This window comes from uncultured Bacteroides sp. (assembly GCF_949298305.1).
Taxonomy (GTDB): Bacteria; Bacteroidota; Bacteroidia; order Bacteroidales; family Bacteroidaceae; genus Bacteroides.
This window is the reverse complement of the sequence record NZ_CASFWU010000095.1, coordinates 1-10059: the sequence shown is the minus strand read 5'-3', so window position 1 is coordinate 10059 and position 10059 is coordinate 1. Positions and strand designations below refer to the sequence as shown.

Below are 10059 nucleotides of genomic sequence, written 5' to 3'. Positions count from 1 at the left end.
GGCCCTGGAGCAAATCAGAGAGAAGGGCTATGCCCGCGAATACGCTGCCGACCCGCGCCGTGTGTACAAGATTGGCGCCGCGTTCTCCTCCGAGACGGGTACCGTCAGTGACTGGAAGGTGGAATAACCCTTCATCGTTATAGCAAGAGGAACAGCAGAGGAACGAGGATACCCGCCACCAGTTCGATACCGCCCCGACCCCACAATCCTTTGGAACCTTTCAACATCACTATGCCGGTGACGGTAATCACGACAAGACCGATAGCGAAGGCATCGGCAAACCAAGTCCACCAACGGCCGGGATTGTAGTGCAGGCGGGTGAAGGCGCTCAGGATGGGGCGGCGGGTCAGTTTCTCGTAGACGGCCTGTCGGGTAGAAAGGTCGACCCAGAGATTGGAGCCCCCTTTCAGAAAGACTTTCATGCAATCTTCTTCGGGGAAATAATGCTTGGTGTAGTTTGATTCCTCGTCCAGCGGTGTCAACAGTCGAAGCACATCCTCCTTCTTTATTTCCGCTTGTGGGGGCAATGTTTCGGTCAGGGTGTACTCCTGCCGTTCGACGGAGTAGTTTGGGTTGATGCTGTCCCGATGGTTCATCACCAACCCCGAGACAGCGTATATCAACAGCATGCCCGCGAAGAAAAACGAGAGATCGCGATGGATGAGACGGCTCCACTTGCGGAGTGCAGTACCCGCCGCCTTATTGAATCTCATAGTCAGAGGCTTCGATGAAGTAGAATGACAGATAGGCCTTTCCCTCCTCGGCCTGCCGCTTGGCAATCTTGGCACGGAAGTCAGCTATGCGTGCTTCGGCCGAATTGGCTGTTTCGCCGCGTGCGTTCTTCTCGGTAGTGCAGCCGGCTTCACTCTCGCCATGTTGCTCGACGGTGTTTTCCTTCAGTTGGCTTTCCCATTGTTGCAGGTAGGCTTCGTCAATGCGTTCCTCTGTCAGCTTGCCGGTGACCCGCACCAGGCTATTGACACACTTCGTGTCGAAAGACCCCAGTTCGCCTGCCTCCACACGGATGGTATGCTTGTCATCGCTTCCCATCAGGAACATTTTCGTGGCACCGTGTTGGCAAGTATGTGTGCAGAGCCCTTCTACGGTCACTTCTTGTCCGGCCAGAGCCTCGGCTTCGGCCAGCAGGCTGTCTATTCCCAAAACAGTGGAGGCGTTCTGTTCAGTAGAAGCGTTGGCGGCCGTCTTGGCTTTATTGCCGCATGAGGTGAAGGTTACGCAAGCCGCAGCCATCAGTGCGGCAAAGAAGATTTTGCTTTTCATCGTTGTTTTCATGTCTATCGGTTTGGAATGGTTCATATTCTCCGCAAAGATAAGTACCGGATTGTTATGTTACAAGCATAGGATGGAGAAACTTGGGAGGCAGTATCATGAATAAGTTGTTTCTTCAGGTTTGCTTAATCCAACCGAAACAGATACCTTTGTGACATGAATCATTAAACACTGCAAGTATGGAGAATCAAGAGAAGAATAACGGACAGCTTCAGATTGAACTGAAGGAGGAGGTGGCGCAGGGTACGTATGCCAACCTGGCCATCATCACTCATTCCACCTCAGAGTTTGTGCTGGACTTTGTGCGTATCCTGCCGGGAATGCCCAAGGCGGGGGTACAGTCGCGCATCATTCTGGCTCCCGAGCATGCCAAGCGGCTGCTGAAGGCGCTGGAGGAGAACATCGCCAAGTATGAACGGGTCTGCGGACCCATCCGCATCTCGGAGGAAGGCATGATTCCCCCGTTGCCCAATGTGAAAGGAGAGGCTTAGGCTTCTCCTTTTTTATTTATCTTTCTGGAGGCGATTCTTCGTGTTTCGAGGAAGGAAGTGCGTCGCAGCCGGCGATGTGTTTCCTTTTCTTGTCTGAAGAAGGGCTACCTGTGGAGAGAATGTACTATCTTTACGGCGGTAAAACGATGGTTTGTTGAGATGCTTATGCGACGGCGAAATCCGGTATTCTTCTTTTTTACCCGCTGGGAGAGACGGGCACTGATTGTGTTGACCCTGATGGCTGCGGGGCTGGTTCTTGTTGCCCTCTTCCTGGCAGGATTGGGGGAGTCTGCGCCCGATGCTGCCGGACTGGATGGGCAGCAGGAGGAGGCCGCTTATCGGGATTTTCGCGCGGGACTTCTGCACCAGGAGCGTGAACGTCGGGAGCGCGCGGAACGCCGCAAAGAGGCATGGCAACGACAGGAGACACCCCTCACACCTTTTCCCTTCAATCCCAACACGGCCGATTCGCTCACCTTCCGCCGTCTGGGACTGCCCCCCTGGATGGCGCGTAACATTGGCCGCTACCGTGCGAAGGGCGGCAAATTCCGCCGTCCTGAGGATTTCCGCAAGATTTACGGACTGACGGATGAGCAGTATGCCGCATTGCATCCTTTCATTACGATTGCGCCGCAGGACACTGTCCGCCCGAGGGTATGGGTAGATGCCGACAGCACGGACAGTGTCCGTTTGCAGCCTGTGCCCAAGTATGAGCCGGGCACCGTGGTAGACCTGAACCGTGCGGATACTCTTCAGTTGAAGATGATTCCCGGCATTGGCAGCGGCATAGCCCGCCTTATCAGCGGCTACCGTCAGCAACTGGGCGGTTTCTACCGCATCGAGCAATTGGCCGAGATTAATCTGGACCACCGTCAGCTGGTTTCCTGGTTCAGCATAGACACTGCGGCGATAAGGCGCATCAACCTGAACCGTGTCGGAGTAGACCGCTTGCGGCGCCACCCGTATTTCAACTTTTATCAGGCTCGGGTCATCGTGGAACACCGCCGGAAAAACGGTCCGCTGGAGAGTCTCAAGCCTCTGTCCCTTTATGAAGAGTTCACGGCTGCCGACCTGGAGCGCATCAGCCACTACGTCTGCTTTGAGTGAGCGGAGGACGTGCGTTTTTCGTTCGCTTAATCCAACCGAAACCGATACCTTTGTGACATGAAACACTAAAGACTGTAAATATGGAGAATCAAGAAAAGAACAACGGACAGCTTCAGATAGAACTGAAGGAAGACGTGGCGCAGGGCACGTATGCCAACCTGGCCATCATCACCCATTCCACTTCGGAATTTGTGCTGGACTTTGTGCGCATCCTGCCGGGCATGCCCAAGGCGGGGGTGCAGTCGCGCATCATCCTGGCTCCCGAGCATGCCAAGCGGCTGCTGAAGGCGCTGGAGGAAAACATCGCCAAGTATGAACGGGCCTGCGGACCCATCCATATCTCGGAGGGAAGCATCTTGCCTCCGTTACCGAATGTAAAAGGAGAGGCTTAGGCCTCTCTTTTTTATTTCCCGGAAGTCTGTTTTTCCCGAAACTTGCAAGAGTTGGAGGGGCTTCTTTTTAACTCCTTTAATTTCTGCAAGTTTCGGTAGAACCGGGACTTGAACCATCAACCGCCTTCACCCAGTACCCGTTTCCGTACCTCGTATGCACCCTGCGGCCCAGTTGCGCCAGCAGGCGGGCGAACGACGTGCACGAACAGTCCTTCAGCGCAGCAGGATTCCTGCGTTTCACTGTGGCATAGATTTCGGCCGCGGACATCAGGCGGGCACCCTCCTCGCCCGACTCCGCAAAGCGGAAGCAAGCGCCGACCAGCTCCTCGGCGGGAGTGACACGGCAGAACGGGCGGTTGGCCCGCTGGATTTCGGCCTCCTCCTCCTTGCTGAACCAGCAGCGCTCGCCGCCCTCCAGCTCGTGCAGCAACTGGGCGTAAAGCTGTTCATGGTCTATCGGCGTGGTGCAGTCGATGGCCTTCTCCACCTCCACGCAAATGAAGCGGCGGCTGCCCGAAAGGTCGGTCAGCAGGTCGCGGCGGTTGCTCGTGCCGATGAACGAGGCGATGCGGGGCAGCGGCTCCGCCGTGCGGCGGTAGGCGCGGCGCACGCGCAAGGCCTCCATCTGCATCAGGTTCTTCAGCTGGGGCATCCGCGAGGCGGGCAGGCGGTCGAACTCGTCCAGGTTGATGAGTCCGTACGAGGCCAGCTTGTTCTCGGCCGACGCAGTGTTGGTCAGGTCGAAGCTCTCCGTGAAGTAGTCGCGCAGCCGGGGCGGGAGCAGCAGGCGGCAGAAGGTGGACTTGCCCAAGCCCTGGGCGGTGCTGACGAGGAGCGGGGCCACACTGTTGGCGCGGCGGCCCTCACCGCCCCGGCCTGTCCACTGGGCGGTGACGGCCAGCATCCAGCGGTGGAAGGAGCGTGTCCAGAGGTCGCTGTCGGACACCCGTTTGGCCAGCTCGGTCACACGGTCGGCACCGTCCCATGCGGGCAGATTCTGGAAATAGAGGTCGAACGGGTGGTAGGCCTGTACGTGGTCGGACTCCACGTAGCGTTTCACGTCGCGGTCCCAGCAGTCCACGCCGCTGTTCATCGCGTCGAGGGCGATGCCGTTCAGCGTGCGGCTGTCCACGGGCGTATAGGTAAGGCGGTGCGGGTCGTCCTCACGGCCGGTGTCCATGCGGGCGCATTCCGTCCGCTCCGTCAGCAGGTTGTAGCGGAAGGCGTAGTGCAGCCTCAGGTAGCGGCCGAGGCGTTGCATCACCTGTTGCTGGCGCGAGGGCTTCTCCATTTCCGTTTTTTCCGCTGCCTTCACCGCATCCGCTTCGGGTACAGCGGGTTGCGCGTCCACCCATTCGGTGACCTCGTTCCGCCCGTTCAGGCTGAACATGCGTTTCCGCTCGTCCTTGGCGCGGGCGTCGGGCGTCCACGTCAGGCGGACGCTGAACTCGCCGCCGCCCAGCACCACGAACACTTCACCGCCGGGCAGGCGGGTGCAGACGTGTTGCAGGTCGGTGAACAGTTGTTCATAAGAGCAGGCGGAAGATGCCGCCGCCGTTCCGGTTGTGTCGTTTGTCGTGTTGTCCTTGCGTGTGTTCCACGGAAGGAACCAGTTCTTCAGGTTTGCAATCAGGGCCATGGGGTTGAGTTTTTGAGTTTGTAAGTTTATAAGTTTAGGGACGAGTTGACAAGGGGACAAGTTGACGAGGGGACGAGGCTACAGACCACGAGGCTTCCTTGCCGACTTGTTAACTTGTCTCCTTGTTAACTTGTCCCCTTGTTAACTCGTCAACTTGTCCCTTCCTTTTCCCAAAGATACAAAATCTGCGGCCTGTTGTCAAGCGTTTTACAGAAATTAATCAACTTTGCGTTCAACACCGGGGAACACCACGGATTGCCTTTCATTTCACCACAGATTACGTAGCGGTAATCTATCCAATCCGTGATAGTCTTCGCAATCTGTGGTGAATCTGGTTCCCCTCGTCATGTCGCAAGAATATTTCTTTTCAACGTTTGGAAATGTAGCGGGAACTTTGTTTATTTGCGTTATAAACTTCATTTTGAAAGACTATGGCAAATTACATCCGTTTCGACTGGGCCATGAAGCGATTGTTGCGTAATAAGGCCAATTATGCGGTATTGGAAGGACTGCTGACCACGTTGTTGGAAGATAAAGTGAAAATCTGCAAGTTGTTGGAAAGCGAAAGCAACCAGGAAGATGAGTTTGACAAGTATAACCGCGTGGACATGCTTGCCGAAGACTCACGGGGCGAACTTGTCCTCATTGAAGTGCAGAATAACAACGAATATGCCTATTTCCAGCGTATGCTCTTCGGTGCGTCGAAGCTGGTGACGGAATATATCAACCGTGGCGAGGGGTATGAGAAGGTGCGCAAGGTGTACAGTGTGAACATCGTCTATTTCTCGTTAGGCCATGGAAAGGATTTTGTCTACCATGGCAAGACCGAGTTCCGCGGCATCCATGAGGGCGACCTATTGGAACTTTCTCCTTTCCAGCGCCAGACTTTCAAGGTTGATTATGTCAGCCAACTTTACCCGGAGTATTACATCCTGAAGGTGAACGACTTCAACCGGGTGGCGAAAACCCCTCTGGAGGAATGGATTTATTACCTGAACACGGGCGAAGTGCCCGACGGAGCCACTGCACCGGGACTGGACACCGTGAAGGAGCAGTTGCAACTGGACCGGATGAGTCAGGATGAGCTGAAAGCGTATTATCGTCATTTGGACAATATCGTCATTCTCCGGGACAATATTCAGACGGAACGGGCTGAGGGCAGGGCAGAAGGCAGAGCCGAAGGTCGAGAAGAAGGCAGGGCAGAAGGCGCCAGGGAAGAGCGTTTTAAAAACGCTGCCGCCATGAAAACTGCCGGTATTCCAATCGAAACAATAGCCCAAATCACCGGACTCACAGTGAAGGAAATCAGAGATTTGTAACTATTCAATAAACCACGGAGCATACGGAGACTTACAGAGCTTTTTATTTCACCACAGGATTACGTGGATTGGCACAGATATAGCTATCGCATCTAATCCGTGAGAATCTGCGTAATCCTGTGTGATTGTCAAGAGTTTGCCGGGTGAAGTTTCACCGTAAACAGGTGTGAGTGAGCGGGTTGCAGTGAAAGATAGATATGCAGACAATGCGGATTCACTGATTTATAATTGAATGGGCGTGAAACTTTATCTTTCACCCTATCCATTAGATTGTCAGCAGGCGGCTTCCTTGTTGAAAGCGTGAAGCCAATTTCCCCTTTTCTCTTTTTTATCCGTGTAAATCCGCCTTGCCTGTATCATCCGCGTACTCATCTTTCACCCCGTAAAGTCCCACCTGGCATCCGTAACTACCTACTTTGGCCGGACAATATCGATAGTTATCGGGCGAAACATGCAATGTTGACGAGCGATGCTTGCACGGTTCGCGAGCCGTGCAAGCGTCGCTCATGAGCCGTGCAAGCATGGTTCTGAGACGGCCGGTCGCTTATAGGATATAGTTGAACAGATAGCCCGACAGGATGATGAAGAAGGCTACTGTGCCGAAGAATATACCGATCAGTCGCCAGGTCATCACCTTCTTGAGCAACGTGGCTTCCGGTAGCGAAAGGCCTATGACTGCCATCATGAAGGCGATGGCCGTACCCATGGGAATGCCTTTGGCCACAAACACTTCAATGATGGGCACAATGCCTGCGGCGTTGGCATACATCGGTACGGCCAGGATGACGGACAGGGGAACCGCATACCAGTTGTCTTTCGACATGTACTGTTCAAAGAATCCTTCGGGGACAAAACCGTGCATGAAGGCGCCGATGCCGATACCTATCAGGATGTAGACAAGCACGCCGCTGACAATCTTCCAGGCATCGCGGATGATGGTCGGGAGCCGCTTGAGGAAGGTGGTATGGTCTTTTTCCCATTCGCCGGCCTGGGCCGAAGCCTGTGCCTGTATCTGCTTTACCCAGTCGGTCAGGTAAGGTGCCAGTCTCATCCGTCCCAGCACGACTCCGCCTATAACGCCCAGCAGGATGCCGCTGATGACGTAGATAAGCGTCACCTTCAGTCCGAAAGAACCGAGGAACATGGCTACGGCTACTTCGTTGACCAACGGTGAGGTGATGAGAAAGGCAAAAGTCACTCCCAAAGGGATGCCGCCTTTGACGAAACCGATGAACAGCGGGATGGAAGAGCAGGAGCAGAACGGAGTGACGGCACCGAATACGGATGCCAGCAGGTATTGCATGCCATACATCTTGTGCGTCACCAGGTAGTTCCTCAGACGTTCAATCGGGAAATAGGCATTGATGATTCCCATCAGCACGCTGATGAAGAACAGCAGGATAAGAATCTTGATTGTATCATAAAAGAAGAAGTTTACGGCCACTCCTAACGGTGTATCGGCACTCAGCCCGAACAGCCCGTAAACAAGCCAGTCTGCAAAATCTTGTATCATGTTTTACCGTTTTTTAATTCGTATAAATACGAACAATGTTTATATAAAAAGAACGGCAGATTCAATAAGGGTTCTCAACTTTCGCAAGCTCAAGTTGCAGTTGACGAGCAACAAGTTAACGAGTTGACAAGGCGTTTGCAGCGGACCGTTTCAAGCGGCACTATATCAAACAGGGCATTCCGGCCCGGTAGACTTGTTGACTGAAGCCTTGTCAACTAATAAGTTGAGTACTTGCGAAACTTAAATAAGGGTTGTTTCTGCCGTTCGCGGTTCAATAATCCGGGTTGTCAGATGCCCAAAAGTTTTTTTATTTCACTCTCGGTCGGAACCTGTCCTTTCATTTTCACCACCTCGTCGACAACAACGGCGGGAGTAGTCATGATGTTGTAGTTCATCATTTCCATGATGTCGTCCACTTTGGTCAGTTTTACGTCCAGATTGTTCTCTCTGATTACTTTTTCGATTACATTGTAGGTTGTCTTGCATTTGCAGCAACCCGGTCCTAATACTTTAATTTCCATATTCCTAAAATTGTTTTTTGTTATTATTTAACTCAAGTTCCGCAAGTAACACTTCCTGGAAGTTAAGAAGTTATAGAAGTTACTCAAGTTTCGGATTTAATATTTCTCCGGTAGTTAAGGAGTTAAGAAGTTAAGGAGTTAAGCCAATACATTGTGAGCTGTTTGTTTTTCTATTGGCTTTTAACTTCTAAGCCCACCCTGGTGGGCGATAACTTCTTCTAACTTCTTTAACTTCTGCAAGTACGTGTTGAATATCGGCAAAGCCGAATTTGCAGGTGTCAAAGAGGGGTGTAGGGGATGTGCAAAACAGGATAGATTTGCTTCAGAAGCTTAAGCCGGCCACCTGTTGGCGGTTCGTAGAACAACGAACATTCGCTGCAAAAAAAGAGCTTAACCGCAGCAGTTCTCTTTTTGGCATACCGACTGTCCGAAGAAACCGGCAAACATTCTTCTGGCTATTTCCCAGTTCTCCTTATGGATGCAGTATCTTACTTTAGGCGCCTCAATTTCTCCTTGGATCAGTCCGGCTTCCTTCAACTCCTTCAGGTGTTGCGATACCGTGGCTTTGGCTATGGGCAGTTCTTCGTGGATGTCGCCGAAAAAGCAACATTCCTGAGCTGCCAGAAACTGGAGTATGGCTATGCGTGCTGGGTGTCCCATTGCTTTGGCAAAGCGGGCTATCTTTTCCTGTTCTTCCGAATACTTCTTTTGAGTCATTCCTGTCTTTCCTTTTGTTTGTTGTTCGCAAAAGTACGAATAATATCTTTCTTGCCAAAAGAATTTTCATTTTTCTTCTTAAAAGATATTCATGGTATTTACCGGATTTTGACCCTGCGGGACTTGAACGGAGGCTTCTACTCTCTCTTACCCCTCTTCCACCTTTAGCAGATAGCCTTTCTTCATCAGCGACTCGATGCTCACCGTCGGGTCGTTCTTCAGGGCTTTGCGCAGGTAGGTGATCTGTACGTTCAGCGCCAGTGAGTTGGCATACGATGCGCTGCCCCACACGGCTTCGAGCAGTTGGTCGCGCGGCACTGCGTTGCCCAGGTTCAGGGCCAGCAGGCGGAGGATGTCGGCCTGGCGGGAGGTGACGAGCACCTTGCTGCTGGCCGTGCGCAGCTCGTTGGTGTTGTAGCTGAACACGGTGCCGCCGAAGCGGTAGGTCTCCTCTTCCACGGTCTCCTCCAGGCGGAAGGCGAAGCGTTCGCGGATGCGGGCAATGAGTTCTTCGGGGTAGAAGGGTTTGGCCAGGTAGTCGTTGGCGCGCAGTTGGAAGCCTTGCAGGCGGTCGGCCTTGTCGCTGCGGTCGGAGAGGAAGAAGAGGAGGACGTGCTTGTCCGTCCGACGGATGCGGGCGGCCACCTCGAAGCCGTTCAGGCCGGGCATGTTGATGTCCAGCAGCACGAGGTCGGGCTTGACGAGGGGGAACTGTTCCACGGCTTTGAGTCCGTTGCCTACGTAGGTCACCTCGTAGCCTTCCTGTTCGAGGAAGCGCTTCAGCAGGAGGGAGTACTTCAGGTCGTCGTCGGCGAAGAGAATTTTCAGGGGAGTCATGGCTAAATGTCGGATTGGGGAGTTAAGCTGTCAGAAGTTAAGGAGTTCAGCCGATAGTCTGGCATACCGGCACATTACATTTGGCTTCACTTCTTCACTCCTGACTACTGTATTCCTTCTATATTATATTAATATTCTCAAGTTTCGCAAGTGCGAAACTTGCAGGAGTTAAAGGAGTTAAAAGGAGTTATCGCCCACCAAGGTGGGCTTAGGAGTTAAAGCCGATAGCTCAA

The 10059-nt window shown here is 53.2% G+C and carries 12 protein-coding genes; 5 read left to right on the top strand and 7 right to left on the bottom strand.

Annotated elements, in window-relative coordinates:
* Positions 1 to 127, top strand: a 127-nt coding sequence (locus Q1Y74_RS11535; protein WP_300814475.1) for a PD-(D/E)XK nuclease domain-containing protein, incomplete at its 5' end; no start/stop codon positions are given.
* Positions 128 to 137: 10 nt separating this feature from the next.
* Here the strand turns inward: Q1Y74_RS11535 and Q1Y74_RS11530 are convergent.
* Both Q1Y74_RS11530 and Q1Y74_RS11525 read right to left on the bottom strand, forming a co-directional pair.
* Positions 138 to 713 carry a PepSY-associated TM helix domain-containing protein gene (locus Q1Y74_RS11530; protein WP_300814474.1) on the bottom strand — a complete coding sequence of 192 codons (576 nt, stop codon included), beginning with the start codon at positions 711 to 713 and terminating at the stop codon, positions 138 to 140.
* Positions 700 to 1281 (bottom strand): hypothetical protein, encoded by a 582-nt coding sequence (locus Q1Y74_RS11525; protein ID WP_300814473.1) that lies wholly within the window; start codon positions 1279 to 1281, stop codon positions 700 to 702. Before Q1Y74_RS11525 ends, Q1Y74_RS11530 begins: the two co-directional genes overlap by 14 nt.
* 188 nt (positions 1282 to 1469) lie before the next feature.
* Here Q1Y74_RS11525 and Q1Y74_RS11520 point away from each other — a divergent pair, with 188 nt between their 5' ends.
* The 3 genes from Q1Y74_RS11520 to Q1Y74_RS11510 all read left to right on the top strand — a co-directional run bounded on the left by Q1Y74_RS11520 (position 1470) and on the right by Q1Y74_RS11510 (position 3280).
* Positions 1470 to 1781: a DUF3467 domain-containing protein gene (locus Q1Y74_RS11520; RefSeq protein WP_300814472.1), complete on the top strand. Its 312-nt coding sequence runs from the start codon at positions 1470 to 1472 to the stop codon at positions 1779 to 1781.
* A 165-nt stretch (positions 1782 to 1946) separates the two neighbouring features.
* A complete protein-coding gene (locus tag Q1Y74_RS11515) occupies positions 1947 to 2888 on the top strand; it encodes a helix-hairpin-helix domain-containing protein (RefSeq protein WP_300814471.1) in 942 nt (313 codons plus the stop codon).
* 80 nt (positions 2889 to 2968) lie between these two features.
* A complete protein-coding gene (locus Q1Y74_RS11510; RefSeq protein WP_300814470.1) occupies positions 2969 to 3280 on the top strand; it encodes a DUF3467 domain-containing protein in 312 nt (103 codons plus the stop codon).
* 76 nt (positions 3281 to 3356) lie between these two features.
* Here the strand turns inward: Q1Y74_RS11510 and Q1Y74_RS11505 are convergent, their stop codons facing one another.
* A complete protein-coding gene (locus Q1Y74_RS11505; RefSeq protein ID WP_300814469.1) occupies positions 3357 to 4919 on the bottom strand; it encodes a VapE domain-containing protein in 1563 nt (520 codons plus the stop codon).
* 431 nt (positions 4920 to 5350) lie between these two features.
* On the opposite strand from Q1Y74_RS11505, the gene Q1Y74_RS11500 reads away from it, so the two are divergent.
* Entirely contained in the window at positions 5351 to 6238 is an 888-nt protein-coding gene (locus tag Q1Y74_RS11500; RefSeq protein ID WP_300814468.1) for a PD-(D/E)XK nuclease family transposase, read from the top strand.
* A 544-nt stretch (positions 6239 to 6782) separates the two neighbouring features.
* On the opposite strand, the gene Q1Y74_RS11495 is transcribed toward Q1Y74_RS11500, so the two are convergent.
* The 4 genes from Q1Y74_RS11495 to Q1Y74_RS11480 form a co-directional block, all read right to left on the bottom strand.
* On the bottom strand, positions 6783 to 7751 hold the full coding sequence (locus tag Q1Y74_RS11495; RefSeq protein WP_300814467.1) for a permease: 969 nt from the start codon (positions 7749 to 7751) through the stop codon (positions 6783 to 6785).
* 287 nt (positions 7752 to 8038) lie between these two features.
* Positions 8039 to 8272, bottom strand: a complete 234-nt coding sequence (locus Q1Y74_RS11490; protein WP_300814466.1) for a thioredoxin family protein — start codon at positions 8270 to 8272, stop codon at positions 8039 to 8041.
* Positions 8273 to 8662: 390 nt separating this feature from the next.
* The gene (locus tag Q1Y74_RS11485) at positions 8663 to 8989 is read right to left on the bottom strand and encodes a metalloregulator ArsR/SmtB family transcription factor (RefSeq protein ID WP_300814465.1); all 327 of its coding nucleotides are present in this window, start codon (positions 8987 to 8989) and stop codon (positions 8663 to 8665) included.
* A gap of 147 nt (positions 8990 to 9136) precedes the next feature.
* Positions 9137 to 9826, bottom strand: a complete 690-nt coding sequence (locus tag Q1Y74_RS11480; protein ID WP_300814464.1) for a response regulator transcription factor — start codon at positions 9824 to 9826, stop codon at positions 9137 to 9139.
* Positions 9827 to 10059: the final 233 nt, after the last annotated feature.

Bases quoted from the DNA above. Each gene is read 5' to 3' on its own strand.
- Q1Y74_RS11505 (WP_300814469.1), bottom strand. From the start codon at position 4,919: ATGGCCCTGATTGCAAACCTGAAGAACTGGTTCCTTCCGTGGAACACA.
- Q1Y74_RS11495 (WP_300814467.1), bottom strand. From the start codon at position 7,751: ATGATACAAGATTTTGCAGACTGGCTTGTTTACGGGCTGTTCGGGCTG.
- Q1Y74_RS11480 (WP_300814464.1), bottom strand. From the start codon at position 9,826: ATGACTCCCCTGAAAATTCTCTTCGCCGACGACGACCTGAAGTACTCC.
- Q1Y74_RS11520 (WP_300814472.1), top strand. From the start codon at position 1,470: ATGGAGAATCAAGAGAAGAATAACGGACAGCTTCAGATTGAACTGAAG.
- Q1Y74_RS11515 (WP_300814471.1), top strand. From the start codon at position 1,947: ATGCGACGGCGAAATCCGGTATTCTTCTTTTTTACCCGCTGGGAGAGA.
- Q1Y74_RS11485 (WP_300814465.1), bottom strand. From the start codon at position 8,989: ATGACTCAAAAGAAGTATTCGGAAGAACAGGAAAAGATAGCCCGCTTT.
- Q1Y74_RS11500 (WP_300814468.1), top strand. From the start codon at position 5,351: ATGGCAAATTACATCCGTTTCGACTGGGCCATGAAGCGATTGTTGCGT.
- Q1Y74_RS11490 (WP_300814466.1), bottom strand. From the start codon at position 8,272: ATGGAAATTAAAGTATTAGGACCGGGTTGCTGCAAATGCAAGACAACC.
- Q1Y74_RS11525 (WP_300814473.1), bottom strand. From the start codon at position 1,281: ATGAAAAGCAAAATCTTCTTTGCCGCACTGATGGCTGCGGCTTGCGTA.
- Q1Y74_RS11510 (WP_300814470.1), top strand. From the start codon at position 2,969: ATGGAGAATCAAGAAAAGAACAACGGACAGCTTCAGATAGAACTGAAG.
- Q1Y74_RS11530 (WP_300814474.1), bottom strand. From the start codon at position 713: ATGAGATTCAATAAGGCGGCGGGTACTGCACTCCGCAAGTGGAGCCGT.